This is a genomic window from Streptomyces griseus (genome assembly GCF_900460065.1).
Taxonomy (GTDB): domain Bacteria; phylum Actinomycetota; class Actinomycetes; order Streptomycetales; family Streptomycetaceae; genus Streptomyces; species Streptomyces griseus.
In genome coordinates, this window is the sequence record NZ_UAVD01000025.1 from 198932 (window position 1) to 217067 (window position 18136).

Annotated in this window: 8 protein-coding genes; 5 read left to right on the plus strand and 3 right to left on the minus strand. The window is 68.2% G+C overall.

What is annotated here, in order from left to right; genetic code table 11:
* Positions 1-10 precede the first annotated feature (10 nt).
* On the plus strand, positions 11-1348 hold the full coding sequence (locus tag DTB53_RS13115) for a DNA cytosine methyltransferase (protein ID WP_078562799.1): 1338 nt from the start codon (positions 11-13) through the stop codon (positions 1346-1348).
* Here DTB53_RS13115 and DTB53_RS13120 read toward each other — a convergent pair.
* The 3 genes from DTB53_RS13120 to DTB53_RS13130 are packed head-to-tail and all read right to left on the minus strand — an operon-like array spanning position 1270 to position 5281.
* Positions 1270-2172: a DUF6339 family protein gene (locus tag DTB53_RS13120; protein WP_012380780.1), complete on the minus strand. Its 903-nt coding sequence runs from the start codon at positions 2170-2172 to the stop codon at positions 1270-1272. The genes DTB53_RS13115 and DTB53_RS13120 overlap by 79 nt on opposite strands.
* Positions 2169-3161, minus strand: a complete 993-nt coding sequence (locus DTB53_RS13125; protein ID WP_012380779.1) for a hypothetical protein — start codon at positions 3159-3161, stop codon at positions 2169-2171. Before DTB53_RS13125 ends, DTB53_RS13120 begins: the two co-directional genes overlap by 4 nt.
* Positions 3158-5281 (minus strand): helix-turn-helix domain-containing protein, encoded by a 2124-nt coding sequence (locus tag DTB53_RS13130; RefSeq protein ID WP_236586296.1) that lies wholly within the window; start codon positions 5279-5281, stop codon positions 3158-3160. The genes DTB53_RS13125 and DTB53_RS13130 overlap by 4 nt, the downstream gene beginning before the upstream one ends.
* A gap of 1107 nt (positions 5282-6388) precedes the next feature.
* Here DTB53_RS13130 and DTB53_RS13140 point away from each other — a divergent pair.
* Genes DTB53_RS13140 through drmB form a run of 4 tightly spaced genes read left to right on the plus strand, consistent with a single transcriptional unit; the run spans position 6389 to position 18130 of the window.
* Complete coding sequence (locus DTB53_RS13140; protein ID WP_012380776.1) at positions 6389-11158, plus strand: DEAD/DEAH box helicase; 4770 nt, start codon at positions 6389-6391, stop codon at positions 11156-11158.
* On the plus strand, positions 11155-13068 hold the full coding sequence (locus DTB53_RS13145) for a UvrD-helicase domain-containing protein (protein ID WP_078562767.1): 1914 nt from the start codon (positions 11155-11157) through the stop codon (positions 13066-13068). The genes DTB53_RS13140 and DTB53_RS13145 overlap by 4 nt, the downstream gene beginning before the upstream one ends.
* Positions 13065-16289: a helicase-related protein gene (locus tag DTB53_RS13150; RefSeq protein ID WP_012380774.1), complete on the plus strand. Its 3225-nt coding sequence runs from the start codon at positions 13065-13067 to the stop codon at positions 16287-16289. The genes DTB53_RS13145 and DTB53_RS13150 overlap by 4 nt, the downstream gene beginning before the upstream one ends.
* On the plus strand, positions 16286-18130 hold the full coding sequence (gene drmB, locus DTB53_RS13155; RefSeq protein ID WP_042497108.1) for a DUF1998 domain-containing protein: 1845 nt from the start codon (positions 16286-16288) through the stop codon (positions 18128-18130). The genes DTB53_RS13150 and drmB overlap by 4 nt, the downstream gene beginning before the upstream one ends.
* Positions 18131-18136 lie beyond the last annotated feature (6 nt).

An 18136-nucleotide genomic window follows, 5' to 3' on the forward strand; every position in this document is an offset into this window, starting at 1 on the left:
CTTGCACACCATGACCCACCCCTCTCCCCCTTCACTCCCCTCTGCGAAATTCGGAATCGTCGATCTCTTCGCAGGGCCCGGCGGCCTCGACATCGCCGCCACGATCATGAAGGACGAGGGCGTCGAGAGCATCGGTGTCGAGTGGGACGACGCCACCCGTGCCACGCGTGCGGCGGCCGGCCTCCTGACCACCGACGTGAAGGATGTCGCCGAACTCGGCCCGTGCGACCCCTCGGTCGTCGAGGCGACCGTGCTCACCGGAGGACCGCCCTGTCAGTCGTTCTCGGTGGCGGGAAGCCGCAAGGGGCACCAGGCCTTGGACGACGTGCTGCGCCTGGCCACACGGCTTGCGGATCACGAGGACGAGGCATCGTTCGACGCGGCCTGGAAAGAGGTCAAGTCGGAGACGGATGCGATGTCGGACGACCGGACCGGGTTCGTTCTGCAACCCCTCCGTTGGATCATGGAGGCCAAGCTCAAGCGCGGCAGGCCTTACGAAGTGGTCGTGCTGGAGCAGGTTCAAACGGTGATGCCGGTGTGGCAGCACTTCGTGAAGATCCTCCGTAGGACGGGGTACGCCGCCGAGGCCCACATGCTGCACACCGAGGACTTCGGTGTCCCTCAGACGCGGCGCAGGGCGGTCCTGATCGCACAGTTCGATCCGGAGAACGTGCACCGGAAGGTCCGTTTCCCGGAGGCTACGCACCAGCGGTACCGGAAAGGCGCCGAACGGCTGCCTCCGACACACGACCACGAGGACGGGGCGCTGTTCCGCACCTCGCACGGCGGGGATGACGTCGAGCCCTGGGTGTCCATGGGAGACGCGCTCCAAGCCACGCGAACGTCGGAGTTCGTCATGGTCTCCAACTACGGATCCGGCGGCGATCCCAAGAACCGCGGACGTCGCGAGTCCGGGGAGCCGGCCCCGACGATCACCGGCAAGGTCCGCCGCAATCGCCTCTACCACCTGAGGAAGGACGCCTCGGGCGAGATCGTGATCAGGTCGGAGGACGAACTCGACCGCCTCTCCGCCCAGGAGGCCGGTCTCCTCCAGTCCTTCCCCGCCGCGTACCCCTGGCGCTCCACCGACGTGGCTCAGCAGATCGGCAACGCCATTCCGCCCCGCCTGTCGCTGCACATCCTGAGCATGGCGCTGCTCCGCGAGCCGCCGCAGGAGAAGTGGTACAGGCTGTTGAAGGAGTGGCGACCGCAGGAGGAACCGACGCTGTCGTCCGCCCCGCCGGTAGCCGTTCGACGGCCCACGCCGCCTCAGACCTCGGCGCCGGTCTCCTCCTCGGCATCCGTCCGTCCCCGTACCGGGGCCTCGGCGAAGAGTTCGGCGAAGTGATCGACGAGCACATCCACCGAACGCTCCGGAGTCTTCTCCTCGTACGGCCCGGTGGGCAGGTCCCTGCGTGGGACGGCCGGAGCCGACTCCGCCTCCTCGATCCACTGCCGTAGGGGCTTGCCGTCCCGTTCGGCATCGGGCGCAACGACGTCGTACATGAGGGTCGCGGCGGAGGCGTTGATGGCCGCTGCCATGGCAATCGCCTCCCGGGTGCTGGTCACCGTCCCACGTCCGATCAGGCGCACCATCGCCTGCGCCGTCGGCCGATGCTCGATGACATCCATCCGTAGAGCGGTGTTGAGCATTTCCTGATTGCCGCACGCGGTCACGACGGGCCCGTAGTCGGGGCCGTCGCGGTACAGCTCCGCGGCCCACCACAGCCGAGAGAACGCCTGGGTGTACGCCGGGCCTCGAAACCGTGCGGCGGCGACCTTCGGTGCGTCCCCCTGCGACTTGGCCACCAAATGGCGCCACACCACGTAATCCGGAGCCACTCCCAGCGCAAGGTAGTTCCAGATCCGCCGGTCGGCCGCCTCCCGCCGGGTGAGTCTGAGCGCCGCGTGGAGGCGGGGTGCCAACCAGGCGTCGGCGTTGGTCGGTCGGTCGTCCCGGAACTTGTACATCGCGTCGTCGATCAGGTCGCGCACCGGGGCCAGCTCCGCACGGCTCTCACCGTCGTGGGGCAGGGGTTCGGTGACCTTGTTGAGCGCTATGGCCTGCGCGTTCTCCTTGCCCGACAGCAGCCCATCGGTGAGGTACCGCGCCGCGTTGAGGTCCGCGAGCAGCGCCAGGCGCTCCGGGAGGTGGTTCGGCTTGTCCGTCATGCGTCGGTCCCCCGGTGAATGCCTTCCAGGCCACGGATGCTGGTGCTCAGCACCTTGGGCACGTCCGCCCTACGGGTGGCGGCGTAGTGGATACGTGGCTGGAGGTCGGTCCACCCCGACGTTCCGGTTCGTCGGCGGTGGACCTCCCCCAGCGCGTCCTCGACCGGGAGGCCGGGTACGACGTCGGGCAGCATCTCGCGCAACACCTCGCCTCTCCAGTCGCGAGGGAACAGCGGAGTTCCGTCGTCCTCGATCTCCAGATCTCCGATGGCGGTGTGGAAGACGGCCGTCCACACGTCCGTGCACATCTGGGCGAGGAGCAGATCCCGCACCATGTTGTCGACCGAGGTGCCGTTGCCGCCGATCAGGTCGGAGACTCCCTCGAAATCCGTGTTGAGATGCACGACGGGCAGGTCACCGGACGTGTCCACGGCCCAGGGAATCTCGTGGAAGCCGCGCAGCCACTCGGGGCCCTCACGGAAGCCGACCTCGACGACGTCGAGTTCCCGCCCGCGCAGCGGGGCTTCGGCTTTGAGGTCGACGATCCAGTCCTTGGTCGAGGCGGCGATCTCACGTCCCGCCACGCCGTCCACCGTGGCGACGACATGCACGGACATGGTGGCCCGGTCCAGATGGTCCGCACGCCAGAGGTCGAGCTGTCCTACCCACTGCCGGCCGCCCTCCGCGCCAGGGGTGAGGGCCGTGGTGATCCGCGTGTTCGTGGCCCCTTCGCTCAGCACGACGACGACCGCCAGGTCGGTCCACGGGCCGTCGGGAGCAGTCGCCCTGCCCGGCACGGTGGCCGAGACCTTCATACGGAGCCACTCCCAGTCGTCCCGTTCCGACGAGCCGGGCGCGACAACCTGCTCGACGGCGGAGAAGGCGCTGGTGTCGAGGGGGTCCCTGATGTCGTCCGGGCCGCGCAGTTCGACGGAGGTGACCCGGAGCGACACGACACCGGGAAGTCGCTGATACGGGTATGCCCTCATGCCTGGGCCCCCTTGTCGGTGCGGAGTTCGACGACGAGGCCGCTGAACTGGGCGCGTACGGGATGGGTCGTGACGTCAGTGGTTCCCCGGAAGGTCGCGCTGCGCGCACCGGGGACGAAGCGGATCCTGCCGTCGACGACTTCGCAGTTGTGCACGGCCACCAGCTCCGACCAGGCCAGAAGCGGTCGAGGCCCGGAGCGCACGTCGAGCTTGGCCACCGGTGTGGGGCGCCAGGAATCGCCGCCGACAGGGATCTTCATCTCGGCGGTGACGCACCACGCACCGCTGTCGTCGATCCTGGCGTCGAGTTCCTCCAGGGTCGGCGGGCCGGCCGGGGGGGTGGGGCGGGCCGTCTTGCGCCCTCCCACGGACAGACGTTTGCGCAGTCGTTCCGGACCGCCCTTGCGACTCTTCCTGGGCAGGGCGACCAACTCGCGCACAGCTCTGTTCGCCTGGGTCGTGAGTGCGCCGATCCGCCGGTACGCGGAGGGCGAATACAGCATGCGCAGTTCCTCGGTCTGCCCCCACTTGTCGTGCTCGGGCGGTTCGGAGGCGCGCAGGAAAGCCTCGGCCTCGTCCGCGAAGGGAGCGTCGTCCCCTGCCGCTCTGCCCGCGAGCAGAACGGCCTGGAACGGGTTGGTGCCCACCGGTAGACCGGGCACCCAACCGATCTTGACCGTCATGCGGTTGCCCCGCATGGTCGTCACCCGGTTCGGCTTTCCGTCGTCGCCGTCCTCTGCCTCCGTGACCAGTACGACCGCCCGGTGCTCGACCGCGTTTCCGCGACCTGCGGGGGCGGGGACCATCAGGGGGACGGTCGCCTTGGCCACCTGCCCGGACTCCGTCATCCTGTCGACGGTCGTACCGTCCAGGAACGCCTGCAGTGCGCGTGTCCGGGAGGGCTGGGTCTCCCGGGGGTCGACCCGTGCCTCGGGAATGATCTCCACTCCGTTGCGGAGCGTCCTCACCGATGCCTCCAGCAGGGGCCGTTGTTGGCCGCCGCCGGTCATGGCCGCCCAGAAGTTCCGGCCGAGCGCGTCCTTGAGGCGGTGGTGCATGCGGTGCACGCTGTCGTCGTCCTCCACGTCGGCCTCGGTGTCGGTCCCTTCGACGAGGCTGGCGACGTCGTGCGCTCCGACGATGAGGAAGGAGGTCCCTGGCTCGGCGCTCTCCCGCGTGAGGTGGAGGCGTTCGACGCTCTCCTCGTCGGCCCACCACGAGCGAGCGACGTTGACGTCCTCGGCATCCGGATCCGGCCGACCGAACCAGGCGGGACCGGCCCACGTCCTGTCACCCACCCTGCGCCAGGGAAGGTCGAGGCGTCCGACGAGCCGACGCTCGGTCCGTCCCTCGTGCGGCTCCGACAGGGTCGAGTTCATGAGGACCAGGCCGAGACGGCTGGTCGCCCAGAGCGTCGCCTTGCCCAGGCCGTAGGACCCACCGGCAGCGCTCGTCGACTTCTGGCTGTCGAGCTGGCGACGCACGACCGCGGCGAAACGGCCGGTCTCGTAGTCGTCGCCGGTGAGGCCGGAGGCGTTGTAGTCGTCGATGCGGAGGAGTACCAGCCGGTCGCGGTCGTACATGTCGCTCAGACCGGCCGCGATCATGCGCCCGACCTTCTGGTCCTGCTCCGCGGCAGCCTCGTAGTGGGGCAGTAGGTCGTCCCAGCGGATCTCGTCGCGGAACCGGGCCAGGGCCTCGCCCGAGAGTTCGTGCAGGGTGTAGCGGACCCGGACCGGCTGGGCGAGGTCGAGTCGTTCGTCGAGGCTGTTCTGGGTGGCCTCCCGGGCCAGGACCTCGACGTCGGCCTCGAAGGCGAAAGCCGCCGCGTTCCCGAACTCGCGGCCGCCGTCGGCGTGGCCCGGGCGGTGGTACCAGGAGATCGGCAAGCCGGCCAAGGTGTCGGCGGTCCGGGTGTGGATCGTCCCCAGATCGGTGCCGAGCGCCTCGGCGATCTTGTTGATCGTCTCCTCGCGGGGGGTGGCCCGACCGGTGATCCAGGCCGAGACCGCGGCTCGCGTCAGGCCGATCCGCTGGGCCAGATCGGCCTGGCTCATGCCCGACTGCTTCAGCTGCCGGGCCAGCCAGGGACCAAAGTCCATGCCGGTGTCCAACGTCATCACTCCTCAGCCGCCGCGTCGCCCATCTACGGCACCATACACCTGCCGTTTGACACTGACACTCCGCCCGACAACAACCTTTGACACGGCTTCACCGGGCTCTGATTACCTCACTCGCTCCATTGGGCAATTAACCCGAGTATGACCCGAAAGGGAAAATGGTCCGCATTGAACCCTGGGACCGCTTTGCCCCATTCACCCCGAACGCACCCACCAGGGGCGGCGAAAAAGCTCCCGCCGCAACCCCTCCGGAGGCTTGCGGCGACAGCTTTCGAGCGGGTAGCGTGAAATCGGGAAGCACCTCACCAGGCGCAACCGGCCCACCTTCGGGAGGGCCTTGTTTTGCATGCCCGGAATTATTTCAGAACACGGTCGGGAAAATTCTGCGAAATAAATTCCATCAACCGGGTTGCCGTCGACCGACCTCATACGCTTGGCTTCTTCCACGTTCGGTTCACATCCTCTTCCCGCCTTCCCATCCATCCGATCAAACCCTTCCTCCTGGCGAATGGGCTCTCGTCCTGCTCTGCCTTTCCGCCCTTCTGCACGTGCGCCATTTCCGTCCCGCCCGGTACACATTCACCAGGACCCTGGGGGCCCGCATGGAAACCAGCCCGCCCGACCCCGACGATGCCGCGTTCGGACTCGTCGAACAGTACGACTCCATCGAGGACCCGTACTTGCGGTCCCAGTTCCTCGACGACGTCGGAACGACGCGTTCGCGTATCAACCACCTGCGGCTCCTGCGTGACAGGGCCGCGGCCCGCAGCATCGCGGCGGCCCCGGAGCCGGAGCCGGAAGAGGTGGCTCCGGAAACGGACGGCGGGAAGGGTTCCCAGCGACCCGTCCCTCCCTTGCCGAATCGTTCCCGCACCACTGATGTCGCCACCCGTCCGCCGAACAACACCGGTGGCACCAGGCGGAGGAACCGGCGCCGCCGGAACCGTGAGCGCCCGTAAATCGTCGTCACTGTCTTCGGGCTCGACCATCCCGGCACCTCGTCGGACTCCCAGCTCCTATCGTTGAGTCGACGGCCGGCCGCATCCCCCGCAGCGGCCGGCCGCCGACTCCCCCTCGTTCAGCTCACAGCCACGGAATGGGAATACTTTGAACCACCCCAATGTGACGGACAGTTCGGGCGAGACGTCCGTCATCCAGACGATCATCGGGCAGTCGGCGCGCGTTCTGGAGACGTATCGTGTCGACCCGGGGTTGATTCTGGAACACGCCAATGGTGAGCGGCGGATCACCCAGGGTGGTTACGGGGACCGCCAGTTGTTCGAACTCGTCCAGAACGCCGCGGACGAGATCGCGCATTCTCCCGGCGGAAAGGTGCACGTCGTCCTCACCGACACGCACCTGTACTGTGCGAACGAGGGAAAAGAGGTCACGGCGGAAGGAGCCGAGACCATCCTTCGGATGAGTGTGTCGAAGAAGCGCGGTGGGCAGATCGGCCGTTTCGGGGTCGGGGTGAAATCGGTCCTGGCCGTCACCGACGCTCCTCAATTCTTCAGCACGTCCGGGGCCTTCGGATTCGACCGGGCATGGTCTTTCGAAGAAATCCGCAAGGCCGGTGGCCGGGCGGCCGGCGGCGATTTCGAAGCCCCTGTCCTGCGCATGGCCCGCCCCTTGGAGGCGGAGGCCGAACGTTCGGCGGATCCCGTTCTCGACGAGCTGCTCGGCTGGGCCACCACCGTGGTCCGGCTCCCCCTTCTGCCCGGCGCGGCCGATCGCCTGGGGCACGACATCCACACGGTGGCCGGCCGGCAGATCCAGCGGGAGTTCCCGGCGCGCTTCCAGCTGTTCTCCTCCCACGTGGGGACGGTGATCCTGGAGAACCGTCGTGCCATGCCGCAGATCCGGCGGGAGATCACGATCGAGCGCGAGGACATCGCGCACACGATCCACGAGGTACGGACGGGCAAGCCGGAGTCCCGTGCCACCTGGAAGGTCTTCACGTGCGCCCACCGGCCCACCGAACGGGCGAGGGCCAGCGCGGGCGAGATGCACGACCGGGGAACGATCGACATCTCGTGGGCCGTTCCCGAGTACACCGGCGACACCGTTCTCACGGTCCCCAAGGGACGCGGCGAGTTCTGGTCGTTCTTCCCGACCAAGTACCCGATGACGTTGGCGGGGATCCTGAACGGTGCCTGGAAGACGAACGAGGACCGCCAGAACCTCTTGGACTCCAGTCCCTTCAACGAGGAGATCCTCCAGGTCGCCGCGAGGCTGGTGGTCGAGTCGCTGCCTCGATTGGCTCCCGCCGAGGACCCCGGGGCGTACCTTCCGCTGCTGCCCGGTCGGACCAGGGAGTCGGAGACCCTCAACTGGGCCGACCGGTACCTGACCGAGCAGATCTGGAAGCTGACCGCGCGGCTGCCGTCCCTTCCCGACCAGGACGGTGTCCTGCGGGCCCCCGGGGAACTCCGCGTGCACCCGGCGCCGACGGGCAAGAACCCGCTCAAGGTCGACTGGCTCCGGATGTGGCACGCGTACCCGGGCCGTCCTTCGAACTGGGTGCATCCCTCCGTGGAGGCAGGCGAATTCCGCGCCGGCAAGGTGGCGCACGTTCTCGAACAGACGAGACAGGGCCGCGCGACCGTCCGTGAGTGGTTGGAAGCGCTCGTCAGCGACGGTACGGCCGAGGCTTCTGCCGTCGCGATCCGCATCGTCGCCGCGATGGTCGGCGACGGCTCACCCTTCGCGGAGGAGGCCCGGACCGCCCGCATCGTGCTGACCGAGGAGAGCGGCCTGGTGCCCGCCGTAGTGGGCATGGTCTACCGCCGGGCCGTCCAGGACGGTCTGCGGGACGGCACAACGTACGTGGACTCCTCCCTCTCCGAGGACCAGTCGCTCATCGGTGACCTGAACACCATCGGCATCCGGGAGGCGGATTCCCGCGGGCGCTTCATCGGCGTCCTGGAACAGGGCTTCTCCGGCTACGGTCCCCAGGACTGGGGACGCTTCTGGGAGCTGTTCCACAACGCGGGCGGCAGCCAGGTGAGCGGCGAGGTGATCGCCCGGGTACCCGACCCGTTGACGACGCTGTACGTCCGCACGGTGGATGGCCGTTTCCACCGTATGCGGGACTGTCTCCTCCCCGGGGCCGTGGTGCCCGCCGACGGCAGTCGGGACAGCTCGGTGGCGGTGGACCTGGACTTCCACTCCGACGACCGGATGGTCTTCCACGAGTTCGGCCTGCGTGCGACGCCCACCGCCGGGCACCGCCCTTCGCCGGACGAGGCCTGGTACGCCGCGTACTCGACGGCGATCTACGACAACTACTGCCGAACCCTGAGCAGCAACGCCGCACGTCCTGCCTTCAACAGACTCAAACTGGAGGGCTCGCCGATCGGAGGGCCGCTGCACCTGCTGGAGCGGCTGTCGGACGAGGGCCGGGCGGCCTTCGTGAAGGCCTTGCCCGAAGCGAGCGTCATCGACACCTGGACCATGCAGTTCGGCGTCCAGCTGAACACGCGCAAGTCCGTCCGTTCCCCCTTGCGTTGGATGCTGGCCCGCCACGGCCGCGTCCCCACCTCCCAGGGTGTCGTCCCGGTCTCCGACGCCGTAGGACCTCAACTCCACGCGTATGCCGACGTCCTGCCGGTGTCGGACATCAGCGCCGAGAAGGCCCGCAAGCTGCACCTGCCGACCGTGGTGGACGATGTCCCGGCGAAGCAGTGGGACCGACTGCTCGAACAGCTCCGCACCAGCGACGACGACGCCTTCGTCGGCCGTACGTACGTGATGCTGACCCGGCTCGAGGTCGACTTCCCCGAGGGAGAGCTCACCCGCTGCCGGATCGGATCGCAGTGGTCCGCGCAGGAGGACGACAAGATCGCCGTCGCGGCGTCGGAGGCGGAGTACCGCACGCTGCGTGCGGAGCAGATTCCGGCATTGCTCGCAGGTAGCACCGAGGACGCGGCGTTGCTCGTCAAGACGTGGGGGATGTTGCGTTACGCCGACGTGGTCAGCCGGGAGACCCGACACGTGGGTATCGGTGAACCGGCAGCCCTGCACGACGAGTTTCCCACCCTCCGTCAGCGGATGGGCAATGCGGTCAACAACTACCGACTGCTGCCGTGCTCCGAGTTGGAGGAGGTGACCCGTACCCCCCAGGGCACGCGGTCCGCACCCCTCAGAAGCGCCCTCCAGGGCAACACCGTGCTCGTCCTGGAGCCCGAGGACCGGCTCGCCGCTCTCGTGGCGGTCGACCGTGAGCTCCGCTGGGGGCTGAAGGAAGCCGGATGCCGCGCGGTTCTCGACGCCCAGGAGCGGCAGGAGGCCGACCAGCAGCTCCAGGCGGCCCTGCGCAAGGTCCGCGAGGCCGAGAGCGTCGAGGAGAAGCTGGAACTGCTCATCGGCGAGGCCGCGCTCCGCGCAGGCCTGCCGCCCGGCCTGCTGGAGAGCGAGCGGGCCGAACTCGGAGGGGTCGACCCGTCGGCCCGCCGGATCGCACGGATGGCGTACAACGCCCATGGCGACGGCGTACTGCACATGCACACCCGTGATCTGCTGGCCGCCTACCCGAGCCACGCGCCGTCCAGCTTCGCCGGCTCCTCGCCCGCCGTGAAGTTCGTCTCCGAGTTCGGTTTCCCCGACTCTTTCGCCGGGACCAGGGCACCTTCGCTGCCGCCGAGGGTGGAAGTACCCGGCCCCACCGAGTTCCCGCGGCTGCACGACTACCAGGAGCGTCTCGCCACCAAGGTGTTCGCGATGCTCGACCGGTTCGCGCCCCAACGCGGAATGCTGTCCCTGCCCACGGGCGCGGGCAAGACCCGGGTGGCGGCGGAAGCGGTGATCCGCTGGGTCAAGTCCGTAGGGGAGTTGGACGGACCCATCCTCTGGATCGCCCAGACCGAGGAACTCTGCGAGCAGGCCGTCCAGAGCTGGAGCTTCGTGTGGTCGAAGGTCGGCGCCGAGAGCTCTCTCACCATCAGCAGGCTGTGGACGACCAACGAGGCGGGGCCGGTGAACGATCGACCGCACCTCGTGATCGCCACCGACGCGAAGCTGCGCAACTGCCTCGGCACCGACGGATACGCATGGCTACGAAAGGCGAGTCTGGTCATCGTCGACGAAGCCCATGTCGCCATCTCTCCCCAGTACACGAAGATTCTCGAAGAACTCGGCCTGACCGCTCGTGAGACGCGGCGCCATCTGCTGGGACTCACCGCGACCCCCTTCCGCAACACGAACGACGAGGAGACGAAGCGCCTCGTCCAACGTTTCGGGGCACAGCGTCTCGACGACGGGATCTTCCCCTCCGACGACGCGTACGGGGAACTGCAGCGGCTCGGCATGCTGGCGAAGGTCGACCATCGGGTCCTCATGGGCGGCACCATCGAGTTGACCAACGACGAAAAGGAGCGGGCCGACCAGATGAGCCTGCTGTCGAAGGCCGCCGAGCAACGCCTCGCCGACGACCACGACCGCAACAAGCGCATCCTGGAGGAGATCGTCGAGATGCCCTCCGACTGGCCGGTCCTGGTGTTCGCCACGTCCGTGGCACACGCCAAGTTCCTCGCGGCGAAACTCAAGGACCGTGGGATCACCGCCGCTTCGGTGGACTCGGCGACCTCCGCGGGCGAGCGCCGCAGGAGCATCGAGGACTTCCGCCGCGGTCGTGTGCGCGTGCTCACGAACTACGGTGTCCTGACCCAGGGTTTCGACGCACCGGCCACCCGGGCCGTCGTCGTCGCCCGTCCCACCTACAGCCCCAACGTCTACCAACAGATGATCGGTCGCGGTCTCCGCGGTCCCGGCAACGGGGGCAAGGAGACCTGCCTGATCCTCAACGTGCGTGACAACATCACCAATTACGGCAAGGCGCTCGCCTTCACGCAGTTCGAGCACCTGTGGAGGGCCAAGTGACCGACGCGTACCACGACAGTCCGCCCCTGACCGAGGAGCAGCGGGCTGTGGTCGAGCAGCCCTGGGATGCCCGGTTGTTGGTCACGGCCGGCGCGGGTGCGGGCAAGACGCACACTCTGGTCCGCCGCCTCGACGCGCTCCTGGGCCACGAGGAGGACGCCCTCGAAGCGGGCGAGATCCTGGTGCTGAGCTTCTCCCGTGCTGCGGTCCGTGAGCTGCGTGAGCGGATCGCGCTGCATGCCCGTCAGGCCCGCCGGGTCCGGGTGCAGACCTTCGACTCATGGGCCTATTCCGTGCTGCGTGGCGAGCAGCCCGACCGGGACTGGGGCGCGCTGCGCTTCGACGAGCGGATCAGGGAGACGACCGAGGCGATCCTGCGGGGGGCCGTCGAGGAGAGTGAGCAGGGGCCCCCGGCCCACGTGGTGATCGACGAGGTCCAGGACCTGGTGGGCGATCGCCGGGACATGGTGGAGACGCTGCTGGACCGCTTCCAGGACAGCTGCGGATTCACCGTGGTGGGGGACGGGGCGCAGGCCATCTTCGGCTTCCAGGTCTCCGACCAGGATGCCCGTGCCGCGGAGACGAACTACTTCTTCGACTGGCTCCGGGCCTCCTACCCCGACGACCTGGTCGAACTGCACCTCACCACCAACTTCCGGGCCCGTACGGAGGAGGCCCGTACCGCCCTCGCTGTCGGCGCCGAACTCAAGAGGCTGCCGTCGGAGCCCGCCGAATCCGACGCGGCAGGCGAGAAGTTTCACCGTCGGTTGACCGACCTGCTCCGGTCATGCCCCGACTTCGGCCCTCTGGAGGACCCGTTCACCGTCGGGTCGCTCCGGGCCTACCCGGGCACCTGCGCCATTCTCTGCCGGGACAACCGGCAGGCTCTGGTGCTGTCCGAGGCCCTGTTCTCCCTCGGAGTGGGGCATCGGGTCCAGCGCGCCCTCCAGGACCGTCCCGTCCCCGCCTGGGTCACCTCGGTCCTACGGGGTACCGGTACCACCACCTTGGCCGAGGAGCGCTTCCAGGAGTTGCTCTCCGCAGGTCCGATCGCCCCCGTCGGGGACCGTACGCGGATCTGGCGTTCTCTGCGCGGCGCGGCCCGGGCCCCCGGAGGGTTGATGGATGTCGCGGCGGTACGGCGGCTGGTCGCCGAAGGGCGCTTCCCGGACGATCTGGCGGCCGTGGAGCCCGCGAAGCTCGTGGTGTCGACCGTGCACCGGGCCAAGGGGCTGGAGTTCGATCGGGTGATCGTGGTGGAACCGGCCACGACGGCGGAACTCCGCAAGCAGCACACCCACGTCGACCCGGCGGCCGAGGCGCGTTCGCTGTACGTGGCGATGACCCGCGCCCGGGACGACCTGTTCCGGATCGCGGCGCCCGACACCGCGCTCGTACGCCGTGACAAGGTCACCGAGCGCTGGTATCTCGGCGGTTGGAAGTCGTACATCCGCGACGGCATCGTGGCCTCCGGACAGGACGTGGGTCGGGAACATCCGCCCGGTACGGACGGCTTCACCGACGACGCCTCGTCCTTGCAGGACTACTTGGCCGCGTCGGTCTCCCCCGGGGACGAGCTGGTTCTCCGCACACAACACGAGATGCCCATGGCCGTCGACCAGAGCCCTCCGTACACGATCTTCCACGGAGATCGGCCGATCTCCGTCGTCTCGGAGCGGTTCCGCAAGGATCTCCACACGTCTCTGAAGATCAACAAGACGTGGGAGATCAACTGGCCGGTGGAGATCAACGGATTCCGGGTCGACTGCGTCGAGACCGTCGCGGGCAGCGGTGCCTCCGGTGCCCGCGCCGGGCTCGGCGACCACGGCATCTGGACGGTACCCCGCTTGTCGGGGCTCGGGCGCTACAGGCGCGTCAGAGGGATCACGCAGGAAGGCATCGTCGGATGACGGACGACACGAGCGTTCACGCCGCTCACTACACGCTCCGGGAAGGGCTTGTGGAGCAGCTCCGCAAGGACCTTCTCGGCCCGCGATCCGCCGACGAGATCCTGACCCAGGATCCCCCGATCACCACTTACCCGATAGGGGTGTTGTTCCCCAGGGCGTCCGATGCCGAGTCCGAGCAGGTGCTCCGGGAGGACGCGGCCGAGAACGAGGGACTCGACGACGCCCCGATCCCGCGGAGGGGCCGGGACATCGAGGATCCCCTGCCCGATCTCGGTGCGGCTCAGGTCGGCGACCGACGCCCCTCGTCGATGGGGCTCACGTTCGCCGTGGACCCGAAGGTCGCTCCCCGACTCGTCGTGCGTACGGAGGCCGCCGCCTACGACCCGGTCGACGCCGAAGGGCGCCCCGTGGCGGCCGAGCGCGCCCGGGCGCGGACGGTGTCCGAGCAGAAGGAGCACTGGCGCAGGCGGGCCCTGTCCATCCGCGAGGTCATCGTCGATGTGACCGTGCCGCGTCGCGAGCGGTTGGACGATCTCCACGAAGGGGCGGCGCTGGACATCGTCGTCCGGCCACCGGCTCCGGCGAGCGGAACGGTCACCGTGACCGTCACCCTCATCAACACACGACAGGTCGGAAAGTACGCCCTGCAGGATGCCTTCTGCCTGTACCAGCCGCGCCTGACCGTCACCACCGAGTCGGACGAGCGGGGAATCGTCGACCGCCCCTCCGAGCGCAGGGGGCTCGACCCGGAGGTCGCCTCGAGCCGTCTCCTCCACCGCCACGCGCCCACCTTCGCTGTCGGGCACGGCTGTTCGGCTGACTGGGACTGGATCCCGCCGGCCATTGGCGAGAAGAACATCGACCGTGCGGCGATCACCACGGTCCGTACCGAGTTCGTACCGGCCCACGATGTCCTGCTCACCGACTCCAACCCCGACATCGACGACTCGGCTCTCACCATGGAGGGCCTTGCGACACGTCCCGAGAGCGAGGTCCTGTCGGCCCTCAACGCCCTGATGGCCGGGTACGCGGAGTGGATCGACCGCAAGGAGGTGGAGGCCCGGGACTTCCGGGGCACCCAGCACGAGGTGCCCGCGCGGGAGCAGCTCGAGCACTGCAGAACGGCCCTGGCCCGTATGCGTCGGGGCATCAGAGTGCTGGGCACGGACACGGAGGCCATGCGGGCTTTCCGTCTCGCAAATCGTGCGATGGCGCAACAGCGGGGGCGCAGCGAGTGGGTGAAGAACGGTCGTACGGGCACCCCGGACACGGCTGCGGGCCGGTGGCGCCCGTTCCAGATCTCTTTCATGCTGCTCTGCCTCGAAGGAATCGTCGACCCCGACCACGACGACCGCGGAACCGCTGATCTCCTCTGGTTTCCCACCGGTGGCGGGAAGACCGAGGCGTATCTCGGTCTGATCGCCTTCACTGTCTTCCTGCGTCGCATGCGGCACGAGGAGCGGGGAGGCGGCGTGACGGTCCTGATGCGATACACGCTGCGCCTGCTCACCCTGCAACAGTTCGAGCGTGCGGCATCCCTCATCTGCGCCATGGAACGCATTCGTCTCGGTGACGAGCGGGCGCTGGGGACGGAAACCATCTCGATCGGGATGTGGGTGGGCCAGTCCGCCACGCCCAACAAACTGTCGGTCGCCGAGGAGAGCCTCGCCGAGCTCCGCAGGGAAAGGGAGCTGCAGGAGAAGAACCCGGTCCAACTGCACGCGTGCCCCTGGTGCGGCACCCGCATCGACGCGTACCAGTACGAGGTCGATGAGGAGGCGAAGCGGATGTACGTCCGTTGCCCCGACACCTGGTGCGACTTCCACGACGGACTTCCGGTCCATCTGATCGACGAGGCCGTCTACGACGCACGTCCCACACTGGTGATCGCCACGGTCGACAAGTTCGCCGCGATGCCGTGGCGCGAGCAGACCGCGGCACTGTTCAACCGTGACCGCGAGGACGGCACCCCGCCCCCGGAGCTGATCGTCCAGGACGAGTTGCATCTCATCTCGGGACCGCTCGGCACACTCACCGGTCTGTACGAGACGGCGGTCGACCTGCTCGCGGGGGAGCCCAAGGTCATCGCTTCGACCGCGACCATCCGAAGGGCTTCGGAGCAGGGCAGGAAGCTGTTCGCCCGCGATGTCGCCCAGTTCCCGCCGGCCGGCCTCGACGCACGGGACTCGTGGTTCGCCGTCGAGACGCCCGGCGAGCGCAAGGCGAGTCGCCAGTACGTCGGTCTGCTCACCCCCAGTACGAGCCAGTCCACCCTGCTCATCCGCACCTACGCCAATCTGCTGCACCGCGCCGCGCAGGGCCAGGAGGACGCCCGGACCCGTGACGCCTACTGGACGCTCGTCGGGTACTTCAACAGCCTCAGGCTCCTGGCCGCGGCGGAACTGCAGGTCCACGACGACGTGGACGCGCATCTCGGACATCTGGCCGACCGCGACGGGGGCGTACGGCGAAAGGTCCTGGAGCAGACGGAGTTGACGAGCCGCGCCAACTCCAGCGAGGTCCCGAAACGCCTCAAGCAGGTGGAGCAGCGGCTGGGCCACCAGGATGTGGTGGATGTCCTTCTCGCCACGAACATGATCTCGGTCGGCGTCGACGTGGACCGGCTCGGACTGATGGCCGTCATGGGGCAGCCGCAGACCACCGCCGAGTACATCCAGGCAACCAGTCGAGTGGGGCGCCGCCACCCCGGCCTGGTGGCCGTGATGCTCAACTCCAACCGTTCGAGGGACCGTTCTCACTACGAGAGCTTCCAGCACTTCCACTCGGCCCTGTATCGCGAGGTGGAGTCGACCAGTGTGACCCCGTTCTCCTCCCGCTCCCGCGAGCGGGGTCTGCACGCCGTCGTCGTCGCCCTCGCCCGCATCATGATTCCCGGGCTTCGCCCGAACGACGGCGCGGGAAGGATCGACGAGTTCCGTGACGAGTTGGACGGGATCGTCCGGAGCACGCTGCTGGCCAGGGTGGAAAGGGTCGACAAGGACGAGTACGCGTCGACGGCCGATGCCTACGACGAGTTCGTCGAATGGTGGTCGGGGGAGGCCGAAGCCCGGGGCGAACTGCTCTACGAGCCCAAGCGCGGCCGGAGGACGCCGTCGCTGTTGTGCGGGTTCGACGACAGTGAGCCGGAGGCGTGGCCCACCCTGTGGAGCCTGCGCGATGTGGACGCCGAGTCCGCTCTCTTCATGGAGGCAACCCGATGACCCCTCCCCCCGCCCGACGCCGTCGGACCGGAGCACCGGAACGCAGCTACCCGCGCCGTGGTTCCGTCCGTCGCGCCCAGATGATCACGACGTACGGCGTCGGCTCGCTGGTCGCCGTGGACAACGAGTCGTTCATAGTGGCCGGCACCGACTCCTGGAACATCAGCGACGCACCGACCGTTTTCGAGCACCGTCTGGCGCGGGTCCTGGGCGTGAAGTCGTTCCGTCTGCCGCCCGCATCGGACGACACGAGCAAGGACGGTGTGCACGTCCGCCGATTTCCCCTGTGGCACTCGTGCCCGAAGTGCGCATCCCTCCAGCACGTCCGGCGGTTCAACTCACCGGCGGGCAAGAACGAGTGCAGTGCGTGCGAGGAGGACCTCGTCCCCTCACGCTTCGTCATGGCGTGCGCCAAGGGCCATATCGACGACTTCCCCTACTGGAAGTGGGCGCACCGCAAGAACCGTGCGGAGGGTGAGACCGGCCTCTGCGGTGGCGAGATGCGGCTGCGAACGAGCGGGAAGACGGCATCCCTTCGCTCGATCCTGATCTCCTGCACCTGTGGGGTCCCGGAGGTGTCCATGGAGGGCGCGTTCACGGGCACCGCGCTGTCCGACCTGAACGTGTTCTGCAGCGGCAAGCGGCCCTGGCTCAAGGACGCACCGACCGAACGATGCTCGGAGCGGCCGCGCACCCTGCAGCGAGGATCTTCCGTTGCCTGGCAGCCGATCGTGCGGACCGCGTTGTCCATTCCGCCGTGGAGCGACGAGCACTTCACCAGGCTCGGAAGCCGCCTGGACGATCTGCGGGAAATGTACGAGGCAGGCGACGAGCACGGTATTCGCGTGTATCTGAAGGTGCTCGGGATCGAAAAGAAGTACGAGTTCTCGGCCGCCAAGGTCATCGCCCTCCTCGCGGCGGAGAACCAGGAGGACGGGGGATCCGACGGGGAGGCCACCGTCGACAGCCCGTTCGTCAGGCTCCGGAACCAGGAGTACGAGCGTCTGATCGTGGGGCAGCCCGAGAAGGAGACAGGACGCGAGGACCAGTTCGTCTGCGAGCATCCGCTGTCCTCCCCGGCCGTGCTGAGCCCGTACGGCGTCACCGGTCCGATGCTGGTGAAGCGGCTCCGGGAGGTCCGCGCCCTCAAGGCCTTCTCCAGGGTGGACACCCCCGAGACACGGACGGACGTTCACCAGGCCGCGCTGTCCCTGGTGGAGTTGGACTGGCTGCCCGCGATGGAGGTGCAGGGCGAAGGCGTGTTCCTCCGGCTCGACGAAGATCGACTGGACGACTGGGCCCGGAGCGTCGCCGTGGCGGCGCGTACCGATCGCATCCGGAACAACCACACCCGCATGACACGTGAGCGCGCGCAGGATCCGGAATCCGTGCCCGACTCGCCGGCTTCTCCCCGCATGATCCTCCTCCACACCCTGGCACACGCCCTGATCAACGAGTGGAGTCTTGACGGCGGTTATCCGGCTGCCTCGCTGCGGGAACGCCTGTACGCGAGTGACGCCATGGCCGGAATCCTCATCTGTACCGCGACGAGCGACTCCGCGGGCAGCCTGGGGGGCCTGGTCGCACAGGGCGAACCCGATCGTCTGCGTAACTCCTTGGACTCGGCGCTGGACCGGGCACGGTGGTGTTCCGCGGATCCCCTGTGCGTCGAGTCGACGGGCAGCGGTGTCGGTGGGATCAACATGGCGGCGTGCCACGCCTGCGTGCTGCTGCCCGAGACGAGTTGCGAGCACAACAACGGGCTGCTCGACCGTGCCCTCCTCGTGGGAACGCCGGAGGATCCGTCGATCGGATTCTTCAGCGACGTGCTGCGCTACTGAGAGAAC

Excerpts from the sequence above, each read along its gene's own strand:
- DTB53_RS13125 (WP_012380779.1), bottom strand. The coding sequence starts at position 3,161 with ATGAGGGCATACCCGTATCAGCGACTTCCCGGTGTCGTGTCGCTCCGG.
- DTB53_RS13150 (WP_012380774.1), top strand. The coding sequence starts at position 13,065 with ATGACGGACGACACGAGCGTTCACGCCGCTCACTACACGCTCCGGGAA.
- drmB (WP_042497108.1), top strand. The coding sequence starts at position 16,286 with ATGACCCCTCCCCCCGCCCGACGCCGTCGGACCGGAGCACCGGAACGC.
- DTB53_RS13115 (WP_078562799.1), top strand. The coding sequence starts at position 11 with ATGACCCACCCCTCTCCCCCTTCACTCCCCTCTGCGAAATTCGGAATC.
- DTB53_RS13130 (WP_236586296.1), bottom strand. The coding sequence starts at position 5,281 with ATGACGTTGGACACCGGCATGGACTTTGGTCCCTGGCTGGCCCGGCAG.
- DTB53_RS13120 (WP_012380780.1), bottom strand. The coding sequence starts at position 2,172 with ATGACGGACAAGCCGAACCACCTCCCGGAGCGCCTGGCGCTGCTCGCG.